Source organism: Thermodesulfovibrio hydrogeniphilus, from assembly GCF_054657355.1.
Window position 1 is genome coordinate 2157172 of sequence record NZ_BAAHYW010000001.1, and the last position, 22417, is coordinate 2179588.

A 22417-nucleotide genomic window follows, 5' to 3' on the forward strand; every position below is an offset into this window, starting at 1 on the left:
TTATTGTTTTTTATATTTCCTTAATTCTGCTACTACTCTTCCAACTGGAACTTTTGTTTCTACCTTTAGCGGTATTTTATTTTCATCATTGCTGAGCCAGATTATTATATCTCCCTTTCTTTTGAAAAGCCCTTCTGTATCTAATTGAGGCTTAATGACAATTGTATCTACTTCTTTGTTGTTAAGCTCTATTTTCTCTTCTTTGATTACTTGCACATTTACCGTTGCAAATTTATTGCTATCAAAGATATCTATGGCTATAGAATCTTTTACATTTAAAGGCTTGGTTCGTAGATAGAAAAATCCCGAAAGGACATCCATATAAATTTTGTCAATACCCTTGTGATAGGTAGAATTATTTTTGATGTGGTTTATAAATACAATCTCTTTATTTTCATAATCAAAAAAAGTTTCTTTGTTACCTCTATGCTTCCCCTCTATTTGCACTAATGCAAAGTATTTTGGCTTTCCGTACTCTATTTTACTCTGAGCATGGTCATTTACATAGTAAAAATTGGAGATAAAACCTGCTGAATTGACTTTTGAGGTTATTGATATTTCATTTTCATTGCCTTTCACATATATAACAGCCGAGCCTACATATATTCCACTCCAGTATATGTCAAACTTCATTGTTTCATTAAGAAAACGAGTAAAAGGATTAGGTGTCTGAATATTGGAATTTGTCTGTATGTCCTCATTTTTGGCTATCGTCTCTTTGGAAATAGCATTATCTGTTGGAGAAGAGGTGTTTATAGTTTCATTTGATTTAGTTAAAGCATTGTCTTCTGTTTGTTCAGAGGATTCTGACTCAGAGGATTTATTTATATCTTTATCGGATTTAGGAATTTCATTTTTTACTGCCGTAGTATTTTTTGATTTATTTTCAAAAAAGTATGTTTCAATAAAATCAAATGAGGGAATAGAAAGGTTAGCCTTTCCAAGAAAGGCTAAGAGCGTTGTATGGATTATTAAAGAAATGATTAGCCCAACTATGATCCATCTTGTTTTCATATAATTAGTATAACACTTAGTTGACCAATAGAATAAAACAAAGATAGAATGAAAGGATTATGATGAGTTTGAGACTGAGTAAAAAATTTTTTCTTTTTGCGGTCTTCTTGCTTATAATTGTCCTGTCCTTAATAGTGAAGTTTAATATCACTCCGCTTTTACAAAAAACATTGACTGATGAGTTGAAAGATATCACAGGGATGGAAGTTTCAATTGAGAAGATTTATATTAATCTTATCCCGCTGAAATTAGAAGCAGAAAATATATTAATTCGTAGTTCTGAAGAGCAGTATCTAAAAATAGATATGTTAAAACTCTATCCGGGATTTGTAAATTTCTTTAATAAGGAAATACCTATTAGAAGGGTAGTAATTTATAAAGGCGAATATTCATTTGATTATCAAACAATTAATAAGACTATAAAGCATATTGAGGATTATTTAGAAAAACCATCCAAATTCCCTTTTAAATTCAAGTTCAATAATATAGAACTCAATAGTATCACAGGTTCGCTATTATATGACAATGATTTAAACTTAAGACTTTCAGAAATACACAGCCGATTAAATCTTAAATCTGAGCCTGAAATATCTTTTATTTCCAATGTTAAAATTATTTCATCAAAATATCCAAATGTTGATACTAATCTGAAAGCTTTTTTTAAGATCAGAAAAAGCGAGCTATTTATTAAAGAACTTAAAATTTTTGATGCAAACTCTCTTGTTAAATCTGAAGGGAAATTGGATTATAGCAAATTTTTGGGAGAATTCATTATTTCAGGGAAACTTTTTTTAAAATCTTTGATGAAATTCTTTGGTTTAACCCCATCAGGTTATGGTGAAATTAATATTGATGGCAAGATTAATTTAGTAGATGAAAAAAAATGGCTTGATAAAATTAATCTTGATTTATCCTTTGGCGGTGAATTTTTCCTTGAAGAATTAATGCAAATTTTAAAAGTCTCAGAAAAATTAAATGGTTGGATAGAAATATCTAAAGGAAAACTTCAAGGTCCTCTTTCTGATTTTCAAGTGCAAGCTAAAGCAAATTTAAAGAATGGTAACATATTGGGTATACAAATAGAAAAATTAAATGCAAAGGCTTTATATAAAAAAGGAATACTGGAATTTACAGATGGTGATGTAAATCTTTACGGAGGGAAAGCAAAGGCTCATGTTTGGATAACATTGCCAAAAGTCACAGAACACTATGTTTTTGTTGAACTAAATAACATATCAAGTAGTGGTGTTTTTGATTTAATTCACTGGAATGCCGGAATTGCAGAAGGAAAGGTAAAGGGTTGGATTAGCTCTCAAGGCAAAGAATTTTCACCTTGTGGCTCATTTGTTTACATGAGGACAGCCAAAACCCCGGAAGATTTAAGAGGAAAGATAAATTGGATACAGGGTGATTTTGACACTGTAAATAATGTTTATCGTTTCAAGACTCTTGACTTTTCTCTTAATAAAACACAAGCCCATGCTGAAGGGTATGTTGATATCAAAAATAACTATTTATCTTTTAATTTTAAAGGAAAAAGCAATGATATTGATGAACTTCTGATTCCTTATCAAAAAGGTATCCATGGAGATGCAAATATAACTGGAAGCATCTATGGTGGTTTTGATAATCCTGAAATTAAAATGAATTTTACATCTAATGATATAAACATAATTTTTGACGAATTACAGCAAAGTATAAAAAATCAATCAATTTCATTTAACAACATAACTGGTAGCATTGTTTATAATAAAAATACTCTTGTAAGCAATATTTCAGCTAATGACTTCTCAATAAAAGGCAAAATTTTATTTCCTAATGCCAAATACCTTTTTGAATTACAAAATCCTATATTTGACATGGAATTTTTCGCAAAAAATATCCCTATAAAAAATTTCTACGTGCAGGCTTTTAATGACGGAATAAATACAAATTTGAATCTGAAAGGACATATTAAAGAAAGAGGTACAGTCACCGCAGAGTTGTATTCAGAGCCGATATTTATTGGAACAAAAAAAATTTTAGACAAGATATCTGCAGATATTGCGATTAATAAGGATTCACTACACATAAAGAGGGCAGAATTTTTTGCCAATAAGCAATCTTTACATGCTTCGGGATATTTAAATTTTGACGGCAACATAAATCTCTCTGGAGCTTCAAAGCTATTTGACATTACTCAGTTAGCCCAAAAATATACGGATAAGTTAGGAGTTAAATACTTACAGCAGGTGAATCTTGATAATTTAAAATTTATTCTGCAGGGCATATTAAAAAATCCTAAATTCACAGCAGATTCTAACCTAAATGTAAAAGTAAGAAATGGTAAAAATATATCTGGCAATTTATCGGTTCATTACGAAGACAATAATATTTCAATAAAATCTCTATTGCAAAAAAATATTTCGCTTGTAGTTGAAGGTATACCAACTAAATCTGTATGGCAATTCAGAGGGAATATTAAATCTGCAAGAGTTGATTCGTTTATTGCCATGTTTATAAACAATCTTCCTGAGGACTTAGTCGTTCTTCTTGATGGAAAAATTAACGGAGAAATTGTTGGTGAGAAGCTAAATGCTCAAATTGATATGAACAGGATATTTGGTAGAATGTATGGAATGGGCTTCAGCAATAAAAATTTGGCAAAAATAAATATAAAAGACGGAAATGTCTATATTGAACCAATTATTTTAATTGGACAATCCACTGAATTAACAATAAAAGGTAGAATAGTTGATTATTTTGATATCTTGCTTGACGGTAACTCAGACCTGAGACCCTTTAAAACTTTGTTCAAAGTAGATGACTTAAGGGGTAGGGCTTCCATGCAGGTATATATATATGGAAGCAAGAAACATCCTGAAATTGCAGGAGAGATTGAGATTAATAACGCAACAGTTACGCTAAGCAAAGACATTCCTTCTTTTAGTAACATAAATGCTATTATATCCTTTGATGAAAATCGTTTAATTCTGGAAAAAGCTTATGGAGATTTTTCACAAGGCAAAGTTGATGCATCTGGCACTATCTATCTTGAAAATTTTGGAGTTAAACAGTTTGCCGTATCTGGAAAAATTTCTGATATAAGATGGATTTTTACACCAAAATGTTGGGCTTACATGGATGGTCAATTATATCTTACAGGAGATTACAATCAACCTATTTTATCAGGAATTGTTAAAGTAAATAGAGGTGTCTATGAAGAGAGATTTGACTGGACTAAATTAGCTCTTAGTAACTCTTCTGCTAAAGCTGTAACATCAAGCGAAAACTTTTTGAACAGACTTAAATTTAATGTAAGAATTCAGGCTAATAATTTTTTTGTTAACAACAACCTTGCTATAATGACTCTAAACAGTGATTTGTTATTAAGAGGTTCATTGCATGAGCCTTCTTTTCTTGGCTGGATAAATGCTAAAAGTGGTTGGGTTTATTTTAGGGGAAATCGCTTTGAAATTTTAAGATTACTTGCTCAATTTACTGAGTCATCACCGACAAATCCATATATAAATCTTTCCGCAAGAACTATTGTGGACAAATACAATGTTAGCCTTAATATAAATGGCTATATTGACCAATTCAATCTTTTACTAAGTTCAAATCCTCCCTTATCTGAACAAGAGTTGTTGAATCTATTAGTTTTAGGGCAAAGTTCTGGAGGTATTCCTGGAACATCTGAAGCAGCTTCGTTCATAACTGGTCAAATGCAAGAGACTATTCAAGAGAGGATAAGAGGCATCACAGGGCTGGATGTTATGACTGTTGAGCCAACTATTTCAAAAAATACAGGCTCAATAACTCCTAAGGTAACGGTTGGAAAAAAATTAATGGATGGCAAAATGATAGTAACTTATTCAACTGCTACAGGTGAAAATGTTGAACATATTTTTAAAATTGAATATTTTATCAAAAAAGGTATTTCTTTAGTAGGCATAAGAGATGAAATAGGAGGACTATCAGGTGCTATTAAATTCCGTTTTGAGTTTCGTTAGCTTTATTTTGTTGCTATTTTTATCAATATCCTCTTCTATGGCTAATGAAATAAATGTTGAGAAGGCAATTCAGAAAATAGAAATAGAAGGTCTAAGGTCGTTGGAGCAAAAGGAATTTTTATATCTTTTGGGAGTTGAGGAGAATAAGACATTGGATGAAAAAGAAATTAACAGAGGAATTAAAAGATTGTTTTTAAAAAACATATTTGAAGATATAGTAGTTGAATATAAAAATCAGACTCTGAAAGTCCGCGTAATAGAAAAGCCCATAATAAAAGAAATAGAAATAAAGGGAAACGAATATTTTTCAGAGCAATTTTATAAAAAACTTCTGAAAATAAAAAAAGGAGACAGGTTAACGGAATTATCTCTAAGAAAAACTAAAGAAAATATTGAAACAGAACTCACAAAGAGAGGTTATAGAGCAAACAATGTTAATTGGCAAATAGTTCCAACTCATACTATTACCAATGCTTATCATGATGTAAAAATTGTCTTTTTAATAAAAGAGGGAGAACCAGAAAGAATTAAAAATATAAAATGGGAAGGCATCTCAGATGAACATATTAAAAATCTTTTTCCATTAACTCCAAGGGAGCCCTTTGACAGGGTTGAGATAGAGAATTTCATAGTAAAAACAAAAAAGTATTTGAAAAACAATGGATTAATCGGTTCTGAAATAAATTATACTTTCAAAGACGGTGAATTAATTATTAGGGTTAAAGAAGGAATAAAATTAACCGTGGAAATTGAAGGAAACGATTATCTAAAAAAAGGAGATTTAAAAGATATAGTGATGGCTCATTTTGAAGACAAAATAGACGAAATAATTATAAAAGATACAATTAACAGCCTTATCAATTTTTATAAAATAAACGGTTTTCTCAATGTCAGAATTGTCCCTTTAATAGAAAAAACAATAGATGAGTGGAAAATTGTATATTTCGTTAACGAAGGAAAAAGAAAATTTGTTGAAAAAATAATATTTGAACCACAGGATTTATCTGACACGGAATTAAAAAATATTCTTGCAAATAGAGAGGGACAACCATTTAATCCTGATGAAATTACAAATGACAAAAAAAGAATTGAAGAATATTTAAAATCAAAAGGATATTACAAATCTGAAGTTTATAATCCCGAGATTAAAGAAGAAGATGATAAAGTAAGCATTATCTTCAGAATTCAGAAGGGCAAATTAATAAAAATAACTTCTATAAATGTATTGGTGAAAAATGACCTTTTAAAGCAAGATGCATTAAATTCAATAAAAGACTATATAGATTTGCCCTTCAATGAATCAGTTTTTCTTGAGATTAGAAGAAAAATCAGGGATGTTTATATAAAAAACGGTTACTCTGATGTTGTATTAAAAGGAAATTATGAAATTATTGAAGACAAAGCTTATATAAACATTGAAGTAGAGCCAAAGAGCAAGAAGTATTTTGGCAAATCAGTTGTTCTTGGAAATAAGAAAACAAAAACCAAATTCATTTATCAAAGACTTTTGCCAAAAGAAGGAATGCCATACAATCCTTATACAATTGATGAAGAAAGACAGGCTCTTTATAGAACAGGACTTTTTTCAAAAATAGATATTACTCCAGAAATACTTAATGACAAAGTTGACTTGATTTACAACTTTGAAGAAATTCCTGCTGGAGCGTTTGAAATTGGATTTGGTTATGGTGAATATGAGAGAGCAAAAGCTTTCTTTGAACTTTCATATATAAATCTTTTTGGTCTAAATAAGCAAATCTTCACAAGAGTTGAATTAAGTACATTAGAATCAAGAAGTTACATAACATATGTTGATCCTTGGTTTTGGAAAGACTTAACATTTAAATCTTCTTTAATATTAGAGAAAATGAATGTAAAAAACATTGACACTAAAGATATCATTTACAAAATTAAAAGATTAGGACTTTCAACAGGATTTGAGAAAAAGTTTACAGACACCTTTAAAGCAGAACTTCTTTATGAGTTAACATCTTCAAAAACTTGGGATGTAAAACCCGAAGTTGTGATTAGTGACATTGATATTGGAAGAGTGTTTATAAGTGGAGTTAAAGCCTCTTTAATTTTTGATACCAGAGATAATGCTTTTGATCCGCATAAGGGCTGGTTAGCTGGAGTTACTTCAAAACTAAGCAATGAATTTTTAGGTTCAGAAATTAATTTTTTAAAAACTTCTTTTTACATTAATAAATACACAGAACTGACAAAATGGCTTGTACTTGCAAATTCCATTAGAGCTGGTTGGGCTTGGCTTTATGGAAAAACTGAAGAACTTCCAATATCTGAAAGATATTTCTTGGGAGGAAGAGATTCTGTAAGAGGTTATGCACAAAACACTTTAGGACCTAAAAGAAACAATCAACCCACAGGCGGTAATGCTTTTTTAATGGGAAATGTAGAGTTAAGAACCTATCTCGGAAAAAACTTTTATCTTATAAATTTTCTTGACTTTGGTAATCTTTGGAGTAGAGTAGGGGATGCCAGTGTTTCAAAATTAAAATACACCACAGGTGTTGGTTTAAGATATAAAACTCCTGTAGGACCATTAAGAATAGACTATGGATACAAATTAAATAGAGAAGAAGGAGAATCTCGTGGTGAAATACATTTTAGCATTGGTCATACTTTTTAGAATGCTCTTTCGTAATTTGCTGTTTGTGGCTTGTAGCATTATTTTTTTGTTAATAGCAGTCAACAGCGAAGCAATTGCATCTGATTTTCAAATAGTAAACAGACTAGTTGCTTATGTGGATAACATAGCTATAACACTTGAGGATTTTAATAAAGAAGCTCTCAAGTTAAAGGAAAAATTTCCTGATATAAAAAGCGAAGAGGTTGTCAATATCTTAATAAACAGAACTCTTCTACTGAAAAATGCAAAGGAATTTTTTGTTGAAGGAAAAGAAGAGGAAATAATTAACAGTTATGTTGACCTTAAAGTAAAATCATTAATCATTATACCTGAAACTAAAATAAGGGAATACTACGAACAAAATAAAGATAAATTTAAAGGGCATGAGTATAAAGCTATAAGGAACGATATAGAAAAATATTTATTTGAGAAAGAATTAAATACAAAACTTAAAGAACATATTGAAGAATTAAAGCAAACTGCTGAAATAAGAATAATTTTTATTCCCTAATTTCGTAAATAAGAGCAGTTTCGTCGCATTCTGGGAATTTCGGACATCTAATACAATCACCCCAGATTTTTTGAGGTAACTTTGATTTATCTACTTCCTTAAAACCTATTTTTTTAAAAAAATCAGGGATATAAGTGAGAACAAAAACTCTTTTGAGTTCAAGGGATTTCGCTTCTTGTAAGCATTTTTTTACAAGCTTCGTTCCGATCCCACTTTTCTGATATTCTTTTTTAACCACAAGGGATCTGACTTCTGCAAGGTCTTCCCATAAAATATGTAATGCACAAACTCCTTTTATTTCATTTTCCTCTGCAACATAAAAATCTCTAACATTTTCGTAAAGTTCGTTTAATGAACGAGGAAGCATTTCACCTTTTTTGGCAAACTCATTGATTAATTTATGAATTGTTTTTATATCAGAGATTTTTGCCTTTCTAATTTTCAAGGATTGAAAAACCTCTTAAGATAAGTTTTTTATTGATTTCTATCATTTCTTTTCTTTTTGGCGGAATAGTTTCTTCAATTGTTTCAATGATTTTATCAATGCTTATAGAATTAGATATTTTGATAAAAGCTCCCAAAAGAATCATATTAGCTAACTTTGGATTTGCAATTTGAGCAGCCTCTTGTGAGGCATTAATTGGATAAAATTTGATATCGTTTTTGAATTCAGAATTTTTTATTAATGAAGCATCATATATTAGACAACCACCAGGGATGACTCTTTCCATAAATTTTTTGTACGAAGCTTCATTTAGTGCAATAACGTAGTCTGCATTTTTTACTATTGGAGAGCCTATTAATTCATCTGAGATAACAACCATACAATTAGCTGTTCCCCCCCTCATTTCAGCGCCATATGAGGGAAACCATGTTACTTCTTTGCCTTGCTTCATAGCTGAATGGGCTATTACTTTTCCTAAGAAAAGTATTCCCTGTCCACCAGAACCTGCGATAATTATTCGTTGCTCCATTTATCCTTTATAACTCCTAATTTGAATTCTGTAATCATATTGTCTCTCAGCCATTTTATTGCTTGTTCAGTAGTCATGCCCCAATCAGTAGGGCAGGGAGAGAGCATTTCTACAAAACTAAATCCTTTGTTTTCTATCTGATATTTAAATGCCTTTTCAATATATTTTTTTGTAATCACAATATTTTTATAACTATCCAAAGAGCCTCTTGCAATAAATGATGAGCCTTCAAGTCCTGAGAGAAGTTCGGACACATGAATTGGATAACCAGCCTGATGGGGGTCTCTTCCAAAAGGTGTGGTTGTTGTTCTTTGTCCCTTAAGAGTTGTAGGAGCCATTTGCCCACCAGTCATACCGTAGTTAGCATTATTTATGAAGAATACACAAATATTTTCACCCCTGTTAGCTGCATGGATTATTTCTGCTGTTCCTATTGCAGCGAGATCACCATCACCCTGATATGTAAAAATAATCTTATCAGGGCATACTCTTTTCATACCCGTTGCAGCAGCTGGAGGTCTTCCATGAGGAATTTCAAGAACATCAAAATCCCAGTAATCATATGCAAAAACAGCACAACCAACTGGTGCTATTGCAATAACTTTCTCCCGTATTCCAAACCGGTCAATAACTTCAGCGATCAGCCTATGGGCTATGCTATGTCCACAGCCGGGGCAATATCTAAAAGGAACATTCTTAAGTGATTTTGGTCTGCTAAACTTTTTTTGCATGACTTTAATTATAACAAAAAGCTTTATAATTTTTCATTATTCCTTCCATAAAACTGTGGTTACTATATTAAAATGTCATCTGTTTTTACTAAATTGAAATGTCACATATATGTTAACCTCCTTCTTTTAGGCAAGCAATCTAAAGGAAGGAGGTTTTATGGAGAAAAAAATACATTTTTACGGAGGAAGAGTTGAAGAGGTTTGAAGTAATGAATCAAGTCTTATCAGGCTTTTTAACCCTTAAACAAGCTCAGGAGATATTAGGGTTGAGTTACAGACAGGTTTTAAGGCTAAAGGAGAGGTTCAAGTTTCAGGGTTTTGAGGGACTTTTTAAGGAAAATACCTGAGCCACCCACAGCCCTAAAGATTGACTCTTCCGTCAAGGATGAGATCATAAGCTTGAGAAAGTCTTTGTACTGGGATTTCAACATACTTCACTTTAAGGATAAACTTAAGGATGTTCATGACATTAACTTAAGCTATGAAAGTATAAGAAAGATATTGATACAGGAAGGGTTACATGAACCTAAGAAGAAAAGAAAAGTATACCGAAGGAGAAGGAGGATGCCTAAGGCAGGAATGCTTGTGCAGATGGATTCATCTCAACATAGGTGGATTGAAGGTATTGGGCAGCAATGGTGGCTTGTAGCAATGATAGATGATGCAGATGGATTTGTGTATGCTGAATTTCATCCATCTGAGACAGTATGGGCAAATATGTCAGTAATAAGAGCATATATAGAGCAAAGAGGTGTCTTTATGGCTTTATACACTGATAAAGCCTCTCACTTTAGGACAACAAGACATGGAGGGCTTCACTATCATGTTGAAGTACAACATAAAGAAACCCAGATTGCAAGAGCATTAAATGAATTGGGGATTAAACTAATCAATGCAAATACTCCGCAGGCAAAAGGAAGAGTTGAACGTAAGTTTAGATTTTTTCAGGACAGGCTTATTAAGGAGATGAGATTAAGTGGTATAAGGGATTATGATGAGGCTAACAAGTTTCTCAAAGAGGAATTTCTTACATGGAGTAACAGTAGATACACTCTTTCTGTAGAGAGTCTTTATATGCCTGTGGCTAAAGAAAAAGACCTTGACCTTGTCTTTTCAATAAAACATCCAAGAAAAGTGAACAAAGACAACACATTAAGATACTGTGGAGGAGTTTATCAGATACTTCGTGTAAAGGGAATTAAGAGCCTTGCAGGCAAACGGGTAGAGGTTTGTGAACTTAGAGACGGTAGAATGGAGATATTATGGGAAGGCAAACGTATAGGATATTCAGAAATAAAAGGATTAGATAAGACAGAAAAAGAGAGACTTAAAGAGAAAGAAGAGATTTTAAATCTCAGGACTTATATAGAGGAACAGAGAGAGCAGAAGGAAAAGAAAAAATATAAACCTGCAGCTAATCACCCTTGGAGGAGAAGCTTAAAATAAAATGTGACATTTTAATGTAGTAATAAAGTGTGACTTGACTTTAGTAATAACATATTCCTTCCATAAAACCATAATCACTCACTATCATTTGTTTGGTATTTAATAAATTACAAATTGTTTCAAGTATAACAAGACCGGGAAGAATAATATCAGCCCTATCAGAAGGAAGCCCCGGAATGATATTTCTTTGCATAACAGGAAGTTTAGAAATTTTATTTATAAAATTTCTAAGATTTTCAATTGAAATTTCAGTAAGATGTATTTTTTCTGGAATATACTCATTTAATTCTAAAAACATCATCGCAAGAGTTACAGCAGTTCCTCCTGTAGCAAATATTTGTTGCTGGCTTATTTTAGGAAGATTTTTTTTATTTTTTCTTCTATTAATTTTTTAACATCCTCAATATCCTTAGCTTTTAGCACACCTATATCTATACTTTCATTTAAAATTTTTCCCTTATTTTCATAAATCCATTCAGTGCTTCCTCCTCCTATGTCAACAGCAAAAATATCTGCAAGAGTGTAGGGTAGAGCTGTTTTAATCCCTTCTAATGTAAAGTATGCTTCTTCTTCTCCAGAGAGAACTTTTACATCAAGACCAAATAATATTTTTATTTTTTCACAAAATTCTTTACTATTAATAGCCTCTCTTAACGCACTTGTTCCTAAAGAAATTATACATTTACATTGAAATTCTTCAGAAATTTTTTTAAATTTTCCAATTGTTTCAATTGATTTTCTTATAGAATCATCGTTTAATTTTTTGTTTATAGGAATATCTTTTCCAAGTCTTGTAACAACCCTGTCAGTAAAAATTCTATTGATTTTTGTATTAGTTATTTTTCCTACAAGAAGCCTGATTGTATTGCTTCCAATATCTATTACCGCAATATTTTCAGTAAGTTTCATAGTAAGAGCTAATTATTTCAACCACAGCTTTATTTACTGGAACCATCTTACTTTCCTTTGTTCTTCTCTTTTTTACTTCAACATTACCTGACTTCAAACCTTTCTCTCCAATGACAACCTGAATTGGAATTCCAATAAGGTCTGCATCTTTGAATTTTACGCCCGGTCGCTCATCTCTATCATCAATGAGAACTTCCATGTGTCTGTCAGCGAAGCTGTTGTAGATTTCAGTAAGTTTATCATAAAGCTCTTCTGCGATTTTTCTGGTTTTTTCGTCTGACATATTAAGAGGAATTATTTCAATGTCAAAGGGTGCTATACTTTTGGGCCATATTATTCCGTCTTTATCATTATTCTGCTCAATTGCAGCAGCCGCAACCCTTGCAGGTCCTATTCCATAACTACCCATTATAATTGGTTTTTCAATGCCATCTTTATCCAAAAATGTAGCATTAAGAGGAACTGTGTATTTAGTTCCAAGTTTAAATATATTTCCAATTTCAATCGCCTTTTCAATTTTTATTGGAGAGCCGCATCTGATACAATTCTCTTTTTCCTTGACTTTCCTTAAGTCATGCCACTCTGCATTAAAGTGTTCATTGGGAACTATTCCTTGAACATGATAATCTCTCTTATTGGCACCAGAAATATAGAATAAATCTTTATCAATTGAGTTATCTGCAATAATTCTGATTTTGTGATTTAAAGGTCCTATAAATCCTATTTCTGTTCCTAATATTTGCGTTGCATCTTCTTGATTTGCAAATGAAAACTCCCCAATTATTCTTGCCAATTTCTTTTCATTTATTTCCTGATCCCCTCTAATTAAGACCAATACAGGCTCTTTATCTTTATCAGTTATAACAAGCAAACTTTTAATAAAATATCGTTCATCAAAGCCTAAAAATTCAGAAACCTCTTTGACTGTTTTTTTATTGGGCGTATGAATTTCTTTGAATTCCATGATAATTTTAGGGGGTGGGGCAATATTGCTTTTAGCAACCTCTATATTAGCAGAATAGCCGCATTTCTCACATAAAACTATATCATCCTCTCCTGCTGGAGTAGGAGCCATAAACTCGTGAGATTCCATATCTCCCATAATTCCCGGGTCTGATTCAACTTGATAGTATTTTAAACCGCAGCGGGTAAATATTCTATGATAGGCTTCTGCATGTAATTTATAGTTCTTGTCAAGTCCCTCGTAGTCTGTATCAAAACTGTAGCTATCTTTCATAATAAACTCTCTTGTTCTTAAAACACCACCTCTTGGCCTTGCTTCATCCCTTAACTTTGTTTGAATTTGATACCATATTTGAGGAAGCTGTCTATAGGACTTTATTTCCTTTGCTGCAATCCATGCCATGATTTCCTCGTGCGTCATTCCAAGACACATATCTCTTCCTGTTCTGTCCTTCAAACGAAACATCTCTTCTTTAATCGTATACCATCTTCCTGTCTGTTGCCATATTTCAGCTGGATGCAGAATAGGCATTGATATTTCCTGTGCACCAATTCTTTCCATTTCTTCCTTTAAAATTGTATTTATTTTATTTAATACTCTCCAACCGAGGGGTAGAAAAATAAACAGTCCAGCAGCTAATTGCCTTACATATCCAGCTTTCAACATGAGAATATGAGAAACCGCGTTGATACCAGAAGGAATTTCTCTCATTGTTGGAATAAATAGATTGGAATATCTCATAAAAAACCTCCATCATTTCAATTCAAAAGTTTTATAAATAAGTATATCATAAACAGATTAAAAATGAGTGCCAGTGATTTTCTCAAAATGGTGAAATAAATCTGAAAATTACTATAAATCTTTGAAAATTAAATAATTTATGTTGCCTTTACTCAGATTTGCCATGCCTTTGGCTCGCGAATGGCTTCTCGTCATAAGCAAATTAAGATAAACTTTGCTCTATATTGCCATGCTATTGCTTAAAAAAGAGACTCACATTGACAGCAATGTACCCACATTTTGAAAAAAATCGCAGCTTGTAAATTCAAGAAAAATTCTTTATCATATTCTATATGAGAAAATTTTCGTTGCTACTCATCGCAGTTTTTCTAATAAATATCGCTCTTATAAATGCGGACTACAAATTTCAAGCTTTTCTTGCCTATGGAACTGTATTTTTCGTGATTCTGTTATCTCAAAGCAAACTATTTTCAAAAAATCCAATTTTCAGAATTACTGTCATCTCAGCAACTACTTTTCTTGTTTTAAGATACTGGTTTTTCAGAACTTTTGACACACTCGGATATACAACGCTGGTTGAAAGTATTCCGATGTATGCTCTCTATCTTGCTGAAACATATGCAATTCTTATTTTTCTTCTTGGTGCTTTTGTATACATTCATCCTTTGGAAAGAAAAATTAAGCAGGTTGATACATCAAGACAAGACCTACCAGTTGTTGATATTTTCATTCCTACCTATAATGAAGACCCAAACATTGTTAAAATCACATGTATTGCCTGCAAGAAAATTGAATATCCTGCTGAAAAACTAAATATCTACATTTTAGATGATGGAGGAACTTTACAGAAAAGAAATGATAAAAATCCCCAAAAGGCAAGGGAGGCTTGGGAAAGGCATGAGACGTTTAAAAAGATTGCCCAGGAACTGAAGATAAACTACATTACAAGGGAAAAAAATGTTCATGCAAAAGCAGGTAATATCAACCATGCATTGTTTCTAACTAAGGATGGCTATGAAAACAATACTGACTATGATGGACTTTGGTTTAGTTATAGCGAGCATAAACCACAACCAGGAGATTTAATTTTAATACTTGACTGTGATCATGTTCCTACAAAGGATATTCTCAAAAAAACAGTAGCCTACTTTCTTGAAGATGAAAAGCTCTTTTTGGTCCAGACTCCACATTTTTTTGTAAATCCCTCTCCCTTAGAGAAAAATCTTAAAATATCAAAGGAAATTCCATGGGAAAACGAGATGTTTTACAGGGGAATACAAAAGGGATTAGACTTCTGGAATGCAGCATTTTTTTGCGGCTCCGCAGCTGTTCTAAGAAGAAAATATTTAATGGAAGTTGGAGGAATAGCCGGTGAGACTATAACTGAGGACGCTGAAACAGCTTTAACTCTTCATTCAAAGGGATACAATAGTGTTTATTTTGATAAACCTATGATAGCAGGTTTATCTCCCGAGACCTTTGACGATTTTCTTCTTCAGAGAAGTAGATGGGCACAGGGAATGGTTCAGATATTTTTATTGAAAAATCCAATTTTGATCAAAGGGTTATCATTAGCCCAGAGACTATGTTATCTCAATAGCATTGTGTTTTGGTTTTTTGGATTTGCAAGGAATATCTTTTTGGTAGCACCCTTTTTCTATATAGCTTTTGGAATGTCAATATATAATGCAAGCATTCAGCAAATTTTTATCTATACAATTCCTTATCTTTGGGCAGCAGGAGTTTTTGCTAACTACAGGTATGGTCATATCAGAAGACCATTTTTTAGCGAGATATTTGAAACTGTACAGAGTTTATATCTTATCTTGCCGATTATAGGAGTTTTTCTAAATCCCCGTTTTCCTCAATTCAAAGTTACTCCAAAAGGAGGAACATTAACAGAAAGCTTTTTAAATAGATATTCTGCTGGTTATTTTATAATGTTAGCACTTCTTTTAATTGCTATTCCAATCGGTCTCATAAAGTTTATTTCAATTCCTAATGAGAGGGCTTACCTTACTGTTGGCTTTGCTTGGCTTTTCTTTAGCATTTTTTGATAGTAAGTAGCATCGGTGCTTTGTATGAAGCAAGGCAGCTGCGTAGATGGCATAGAATAAAAGCCTATGACGAGGCGGAGGTGAAATTCAAAGATTTAAATATAGTCATTAAGGGAAAAATAGACGATTTATCGTTATCTGGAATAAAATTCATCTCAAACTTTAAGTTTGAAAAAATTAAACTAAATCAACTTTGTTACTTAAAAATCAAAGCTCCTGATGGTAAAATTTTTGAGTTTGAAGCCTTAGTTAAGAGGTTTAATATTGAAAATGACAAATTAGAAGTAGGATTTTTATTTTCCGAAAGAAACAGTTTTGACCAAATTGTTGAATATGTTTACAGTTACAGCGACAGATGGGAAAAATTTTTACAGGAAAGGGAAAAATCTGAAACAATATTTACAAACTTTTTCTTCCTCTTTAGCAGAGGATTAAAGGGATTTTTAGTTGCGTGTGAATATGTATTTAAAAAGGGCAATAGATATTATTAAAATAGGAGGAAAATGCGTAAAATGTTTAAAGACAAAATTTTAACTATTTTTTTGATTCTTTTAGCATTAATAGTTAATCCTATTTCTGCGAATGCAGAGAAGATTTCTATACCTTTGTCCAAAGTTGTTTATGTAGAACCTGTAACTTTAAAAGGAATATCAAACTCATATTCTTTGAAATTACCTTTTCCCGAAAGATGGAATATTACAAGTGCAGAGCTTGAATTGGAAATTATAAATTCAATCTCCCTCATTGAGAATAGATCCCAGCTATCAATTTGGTTTAACAATAAGCCAATTGGTCAAGTAAGGCTCTCAAACAAATTGCCAGAGGGAAAGATGAAAATTAAGATTCCAGTAAATCTTATCAAACCTATCTACAACGAACTTGTCTTTAAGGTTGCTCAGCACTCGCAGGAATTTTGCGAAGACCCTGCAGCAGAAGAATTGTGGACAACTTTATTTTTTGACAGAGCGGTTTTAAACATTGATTATACCCAAAAAGAAATACCAATGCTTCTGAGTTCAATTGACGAATTTTTGTTTGATGACAAAATTTTTCCATCTTATGCAGTTAACTTAGTAGTTGAAAATTTTAATGATGAAAATATATTATCTGCAATGAAAACAGCATCTGCAATAGCATTAAGGCTAAAATACAGACCTGTTCAATTTCAAATAGGCAAAGAAATCAAAAATGATATGGACAATGTGATTATAGGTACAAATCAATTTACAAGGAAATTATTAGGAGAAAGAATAACCGCAGATGGCATCTCAATATTGTCCCATCCACAGGGTCAAAAATATGCAGTTGTTGCCTTATCATCGGATGATAGGAAAAAATTGAATTACCTAATTGAAAGTTTTTCTTTCATAGATTTCAGATTTATAAAAATGCCAGCAATCAAAGTTGAAACAATTTCAAATTATACTTCAAAAAAATCGCCGATGACAAATTTCCTGCAATTAGGGAAAGTTTATCTTTTCAAGGAATTAGGCTACAAAACCCGAATGTTAAAAGGAATATATGCCGGTTCAGTAGACCTTGAATTTAACATGCCTTCAGAGGCTTTTCTTAAGCCAAACGACTTCTTAACAATTCTGCTGAACTTTTCCTATGGAAGTGGAATGAGACCAAGTAGCATGATAAATATTTCAGTTAATGGAAAATTTATACAACCGATTTCATTAGACAACTCAAAGGGTGGTTATATAAAGGACTATGTGATCAAAATACCTATGACAGACTTCAAAAAGGGATATAATAAAATTTCCTTCATTCCGGTTCTGACTCCCCAAAGCCAAGACCCTTGCGCCTTTGTCCAAACAGAAAACCTTTTACTTACAATCTTTGACGATTCAAAGATTGTGGTGCCGAATGTGGATAGATGGGTTGCTATGCCAGATTTAAAATTATTATTTGCTAATGGATTTCCATTTATTAAAACAACAAACAATGCTTTAGTTCTTCTTGAAAAAAGTGAATCAGAGATATCATCTGCCTTAAATCTTATTGGTGCATTAACTCAGAAAGCTGAATCACCATTTGTTAACATTAACATAATCTCAAATCCAGATAAAATTGATGGTAATGCTTTAATAATAGGTAATTTTGAAAAATTACCGGAAAAAATAAAATCAAAAGTTCCATTCAAGAATTCAGAAGGTTATGTGCTTAGCAATGCCTTGACAGATACAAAAAGAAAACTCAAATCATGGGAATACAGAGCCATACAGCTTTTTAGTAAAATTTTACCGGTAGATTTTTCTGAGGAATTTTTGAGATACGATATTCAAGGAGAGAGAGAAATAGCCAATTTCTCAGGCTTTATGGACAAAAATTGGGCATTATTAACTGAAATAGAGTCGCCGTGGAAAAATGGAAAAACCATTTTAATTCTTACTTCATACGACCATGAAACGCTGAAAAAATCTTCTTATCTGCTTATTAATCCATCAGTGCAAGCTTTAGTTGATGGAAATACGGTTCTTTTGAATCCTGAAGCAGATATTGAAAGTGAAAAGTTTAAATTTATAATATCTGCAAAGCATGGGGATAGATATTACATTGGAAGGCTTGGAATGATCAACTCTTTAAGCTATTTTGTTTATAAGCATCCTTATATTACAATAGTCACGTTGTTGATTACCTTTATTTTATTCAGTTTCTTATTATTCAAGTTACTCAAGGGAATTATGAAATTAAGATTAAAGAAACATGAAAGTTAAAGCAGTTTTGCTTGTTTTGCTTATGATTTTTACAGTTCAAAACTTACAGGCTGAAGAAATGATAGATTTCTGGTTATCCTTTAAAAAAGAGTTTATTTCTTCCGATGGCAGAATTATTGATTATCATAATAATCAAATCTCCCATTCTGAAGGTCAAGGATATGGAATGCTTTTTGCTTTGGAGTTTAATGATTTGGAAACCTTTGAAAAAGTTTGGAGATGGACTAAGGATAACCTGCAAGTCCGAAAAAATGATAAACTTTTTGCGTGGCAATGGGGAAAGAGACCAAATGGTGAATGGAATGTAATTGATTACAACAATGCAACAGATGGAGATATATTAATTGCATTTGCTTTACTGAAGGCTTCTGAAAAATTTAACAGAATAGATTACAAAAATGAGGCTTTTTCAATCCTTTCGGATATAAAGAAACACCTTTATATAAATTTTTCAGGCATGCATTTACTTTTACCGGGTTATTATGGCTTTTATTCTGAAAAAACTATTACTGTAAATCCTTCCTACTTTATCTTTCCTGCCTTTGAACTTTTTGCATTATTAGATGAAAGGGATTTCTGGGAAAAAATCATTGAAAGTTCTCTTTTCATCTTAGGAAGGGCAAAATTTGGTATTTTTGCCTTTCCTCCAAACTGGATTGAATTAGAAAACAATGAAATCAGAATCAAAAAGCAAGTCCAAATCTCAGATGAAGAAGCCAAATTAAAATATGAAAATTTTGGCTTTGATGCAATCAGAGTTCCACTTTATCTGGCATTGAGCAACAGAGAGAAAATAAAAGAAAAAACAAAAGATTACTTTTCACTAATTGAAATTTACAAAAAAAATAATTGCATACCAGCTGAAATTTATCTTCAGGACGAACAAATAAACAAAAATTGTAATGCACCTGCTGGTTTTTATGCAGTTTATAGTCTGATAGCTAAAGCAATAGGAGATAAAAAGCTATCAGATGAGTTATTTGCAAAAGCCAAAGAAATTTTAAGAAATGAAGAGAGAAATTACTATTCATGGAGTTTATTTTTACTGTGTTCAATGGTAGGAAAAAGATGAAAACCTTAGTAGCAGTAATGACAATATTTTTTACAGTGCTCACAGCCTTTGCTGAACCGCCTATTTCCTTTCCTAAAATTCCAAAACCATTTCAAAGGGAACAAAGGGGAGTTGAAAAACAAGGGGAAATAATAATTGAAAGAAAAGATAAAACAGGCATTACCATTGAAACCAAAGATACAAAAAAAGAGGAGTCTCTAAAAGAAGGAATTACTTATGGGGAAATTCCCAAACTAAAACCTCAAAAAATACACTTAAAACCTGATGTTGTATCTGAAAAGGACAAACTAAAAAGACTGCTTTGGACATCAGAAGTTTCTGAATTAGATAAAGTAAATTATGCCAATAGAATTTTAGATATTGCACCAAATGATAAATCAGCCCTGGAGTTTCTTGCTTGGCATTATTACAACAATAAAAACTTTAAAAAAGCAATGGATTACTTTGAAAAACTTTTTAAATACTATCCAGAAGATAAAAACTCCATTAAAGGTTTTGTTTTAACATTGAGAGCAACTGGTAATCCTGAACAAGCATTAGAAATAGCAAAAAAATTTAATATAGAGATAGATTTATTAGATTTAGAGAGGGAGATTGTTAGCAAAGATTATGAACAAGCAAAGAAAACAGGAGATAATAAGGAACTAAAGAAATTTATTCAAAGGCACATAGAAAAACCCAATAGATGTTACATGGCAGATATATTTTTTGAGGCAGCAAAGAAAATTCTACCCTTTGATAAAAAGATGGGACAGGAGACGCTTTTTTTATTACTTAATTGCGAAGACATTCCTGTTGAACTCAGATATGGAATAGTCGCAGAACTGTCATCTTACATTGAATATGAACAATTCGCAAATTTAAAAGAACAACAGTGGTCACATTTCAGCAAAGAGACATTGTTTGTTAATAAATTAGAAAAATTAGAGATCAGCATCCTTCAGAAAAATCTCTCAAGAGAAGATATAGATGAGGCAAAAAAGTTTGATTATGCGCAAAGGATACTTAAATTAGACCCAGAAAACTTATTTGCAAAGGAATTTTTAGGGTGGCATTTCTACAGCAATAAAAAATATCCAGAGGCTGAAGAAATATTCAGGGAGCTATTTAATAAAACCTCAGAACAAAATGCATTAAGGGGACTTATTTTTACGCTTCTTTCTCAAAATAAAATTGATGAAGCGTTAGAGTTTTCAGAAAAAAACAGCAAAATCTTGGACTCAAGCATTAAATCTACAGTTTACTCAACCTCAATAGGTAAGTTACTTGATGATGGACAAAGGGAAAAAGCATTTTCTTTAATGAAAATGCTAAGTGAAAAGGAAGATGAAGTATTGAAAAAAATTGCTTCAGATTATTACTGCAAAGAGGGTATGCCTGTCACAGCATCTTTTGTTAGTTACAGAGATGAACAAGCATGCTACAGCAGAGAAAAATATATGAAAATCCAAATCTCACCTTCTTACAGGTACAAAAAAGGAGAAAGCGGACTGTCTAAGATTAAAATATTTGAAAACAGAATCAGCCTTATTTATCCGTTTCCAAATAGTAATGTTTTAATATTTTCCATAGTAGGTGAACATTTGAACTCAGGAAGTATTTCAGAAAAAGCACAAATTGGCAGATATTATCTTTCTTTAGATGGAAAACCTGCTTTACAAACTCCAATAGACAGTAAATTGACTCTTAAACCTGAAATAACCTTTAAAAAAGATGGAATTCCTTCTTTAGTCATTATACTTGGTTCATCTCCTCTCAACGCTCTTTATAGTCCTACTCCAGTTATTGATTTCATTATTTATGATAAAGATTGGAAAATAAATTTATTCAGAAAGCAAGTCAATGACTCAATTTTGTCCTATATTGGACAGAAAGACCCTTATACAAACGACAAATGGGGAATGGTATTATCTACGGGTGTGTCTGGAGAATATTCTTTTAAACTTTCAAAACCTCTTTGGTTTACTGTAAAAGCACAGTATGATATTTTAAAAGGTAAAAATGTCATAAATAATAACCATTTTTCAAGTACGATTAGTTTCGGTGCTTATAGGGATTTAGATAAAGAAAGGACTGTTAATCTTGGATTATTCTTGGTATTTGATCACTATAGCAAAAACACTAACTATTTTACATATGGTCACGGTGGATATTATAGTCCGCAGGTTTTCCTTATGCCGGGAATAAGCTTCAGATACACAGAAAAAAAATGCTGCACAGAAAACATTGATATAAAAACCGCCATTGGATACATATACGAAAAAACAAAAGATTCACCAAAATATCCTTTAAATGGTCCGTATCCTGAAACCCAGCCTGCTGTTGATGACTTTAATAGTAACTACGCTGGTAGCAAGAAAGGAAAACTTGGTGGTTCCCTTGAAGCATACATAGAGAAAAATCTTAATTTTGGTAAGGCGGTCTTTTTCTTTAAGGGCAATGTCAACAGAGGATATAATGAATTTTTAATCGGTGGTTCACTATTTTTTGATTTGTTTTAATTTGATACGATAAAAATTTTTTAACTGATAGACTTATTTATTACAACTAAAATTATGCGATTCTCAAGCTTCATTGTGAGTGGTTACCACTGCTCAAGCTTCCAAGCATTCTCCATAACGAAACAAAGGTCT

At 32.0% G+C, this 22417-nt stretch carries 17 protein-coding genes; 10 read left to right on the plus strand and 7 right to left on the minus strand.

What is annotated here, in order from left to right:
• A complete protein-coding gene (locus ACYQ3P_RS11005) occupies window positions 1-1014 on the minus strand; it encodes a DUF3108 domain-containing protein (protein WP_460177915.1) in 1014 nt (337 codons plus the stop codon).
• Between the two features lie 134 nt (window positions 1015-1148).
• Here ACYQ3P_RS11005 and ACYQ3P_RS11010 point away from each other — a divergent pair, with 134 nt between their 5' ends.
• Genes ACYQ3P_RS11010 through ACYQ3P_RS11020 form a run of 3 tightly spaced genes read left to right on the plus strand, consistent with a single transcriptional unit; the run spans window position 1149 to window position 8167 of the window.
• Window positions 1149-5006: a translocation/assembly module TamB domain-containing protein gene (locus ACYQ3P_RS11010; RefSeq protein ID WP_460177916.1), complete on the plus strand. Its 3858-nt coding sequence runs from the start codon at window positions 1149-1151 to the stop codon at window positions 5004-5006.
• Window positions 5007-5043: 37 nt separating this feature from the next.
• Window positions 5044-7656, plus strand: coding sequence for a BamA/TamA family outer membrane protein (locus ACYQ3P_RS11015; protein ID WP_460177917.1), 2613 nt, complete (start codon window positions 5044-5046; stop codon window positions 7654-7656).
• A complete protein-coding gene (locus tag ACYQ3P_RS11020) occupies window positions 7622-8167 on the plus strand; it encodes a hypothetical protein (RefSeq protein WP_460177918.1) in 546 nt (181 codons plus the stop codon). The genes ACYQ3P_RS11015 and ACYQ3P_RS11020 overlap by 35 nt, the downstream gene beginning before the upstream one ends.
• Here ACYQ3P_RS11020 and ACYQ3P_RS11025 read toward each other — a convergent pair.
• From ACYQ3P_RS11025 to ACYQ3P_RS11035, 3 genes are read right to left on the minus strand one after another with little or no spacing between them, the layout of a single operon-like run.
• Window positions 8157-8612, minus strand: a complete 456-nt coding sequence (locus ACYQ3P_RS11025; protein ID WP_460177919.1) for an N-acetyltransferase — start codon at window positions 8610-8612, stop codon at window positions 8157-8159. The genes ACYQ3P_RS11020 and ACYQ3P_RS11025 overlap by 11 nt on opposite strands.
• Window positions 8602-9141, minus strand: coding sequence for a 2-oxoacid:ferredoxin oxidoreductase subunit gamma family protein (locus tag ACYQ3P_RS11030; RefSeq protein ID WP_460177920.1), 540 nt, complete (start codon window positions 9139-9141; stop codon window positions 8602-8604). Before ACYQ3P_RS11030 ends, ACYQ3P_RS11025 begins: the two co-directional genes overlap by 11 nt.
• On the minus strand, window positions 9126-9872 hold the full coding sequence (locus tag ACYQ3P_RS11035) for a thiamine pyrophosphate-dependent enzyme (protein WP_460177921.1): 747 nt from the start codon (window positions 9870-9872) through the stop codon (window positions 9126-9128). The genes ACYQ3P_RS11030 and ACYQ3P_RS11035 overlap by 16 nt, the downstream gene beginning before the upstream one ends.
• Window positions 9873-10063: 191 nt before the next feature.
• Between ACYQ3P_RS11035 and ACYQ3P_RS11040 the strand changes: the two genes are divergently transcribed.
• Entirely contained in the window at window positions 10064-10219 is a 156-nt protein-coding gene (locus ACYQ3P_RS11040; protein WP_460177922.1) for a helix-turn-helix domain-containing protein, read from the plus strand.
• Window positions 10191-11318 (plus strand): ISNCY family transposase, encoded by a 1128-nt coding sequence (locus ACYQ3P_RS11045; protein ID WP_460177923.1) that lies wholly within the window; start codon window positions 10191-10193, stop codon window positions 11316-11318. Before ACYQ3P_RS11040 ends, ACYQ3P_RS11045 begins: the two co-directional genes overlap by 29 nt.
• Window positions 11319-11358: 40 nt before the next feature.
• Here ACYQ3P_RS11045 and ACYQ3P_RS11050 read toward each other — a convergent pair whose 3' ends face one another.
• The 3 genes from ACYQ3P_RS11050 to ACYQ3P_RS11060 are packed head-to-tail and all read right to left on the minus strand — an operon-like array spanning window position 11359 to window position 13932.
• The gene (locus tag ACYQ3P_RS11050) at window positions 11359-11706 is read right to left on the minus strand and encodes a Ppx/GppA phosphatase family protein (RefSeq protein ID WP_460178087.1); all 348 of its coding nucleotides are present in this window, start codon (window positions 11704-11706) and stop codon (window positions 11359-11361) included.
• Window positions 11667-12227 (minus strand): Ppx/GppA phosphatase family protein, encoded by a 561-nt coding sequence (locus ACYQ3P_RS11055; RefSeq protein ID WP_460177924.1) that lies wholly within the window; start codon window positions 12225-12227, stop codon window positions 11667-11669. The genes ACYQ3P_RS11050 and ACYQ3P_RS11055 overlap by 40 nt, the downstream gene beginning before the upstream one ends.
• On the minus strand, window positions 12214-13932 hold the full coding sequence (locus tag ACYQ3P_RS11060) for a proline--tRNA ligase (RefSeq protein ID WP_460177925.1): 1719 nt from the start codon (window positions 13930-13932) through the stop codon (window positions 12214-12216). Before ACYQ3P_RS11060 ends, ACYQ3P_RS11055 begins: the two co-directional genes overlap by 14 nt.
• A 332-nt stretch (window positions 13933-14264) precedes the next feature.
• Here ACYQ3P_RS11060 and ACYQ3P_RS11065 point away from each other — a divergent pair, with 332 nt between their 5' ends.
• From ACYQ3P_RS11065 to ACYQ3P_RS11085, 5 genes are read left to right on the plus strand one after another with little or no spacing between them, the layout of a single operon-like run.
• Complete coding sequence (locus ACYQ3P_RS11065) at window positions 14265-15989, plus strand: glycosyltransferase family 2 protein (protein WP_460177926.1); 1725 nt, start codon at window positions 14265-14267, stop codon at window positions 15987-15989.
• Window positions 15986-16480: a PilZ domain-containing protein gene (locus ACYQ3P_RS11070; RefSeq protein ID WP_460177927.1), complete on the plus strand. Its 495-nt coding sequence runs from the start codon at window positions 15986-15988 to the stop codon at window positions 16478-16480. The genes ACYQ3P_RS11065 and ACYQ3P_RS11070 overlap by 4 nt, the downstream gene beginning before the upstream one ends.
• Window positions 16481-16501: 21 nt before the next feature.
• Window positions 16502-18712: a cellulose biosynthesis cyclic di-GMP-binding regulatory protein BcsB gene (locus ACYQ3P_RS11075; protein WP_460177928.1), complete on the plus strand. Its 2211-nt coding sequence runs from the start codon at window positions 16502-16504 to the stop codon at window positions 18710-18712.
• A complete protein-coding gene (locus ACYQ3P_RS11080) occupies window positions 18702-19784 on the plus strand; it encodes a family 8 glycosyl hydrolase (protein WP_460177929.1) in 1083 nt (360 codons plus the stop codon). Before ACYQ3P_RS11075 ends, ACYQ3P_RS11080 begins: the two co-directional genes overlap by 11 nt.
• Window positions 19781-22285: a cellulose synthase subunit BcsC-related outer membrane protein gene (locus ACYQ3P_RS11085; RefSeq protein ID WP_460177930.1), complete on the plus strand. Its 2505-nt coding sequence runs from the start codon at window positions 19781-19783 to the stop codon at window positions 22283-22285. The genes ACYQ3P_RS11080 and ACYQ3P_RS11085 overlap by 4 nt, the downstream gene beginning before the upstream one ends.
• Window positions 22286-22417 lie beyond the last annotated feature (132 nt).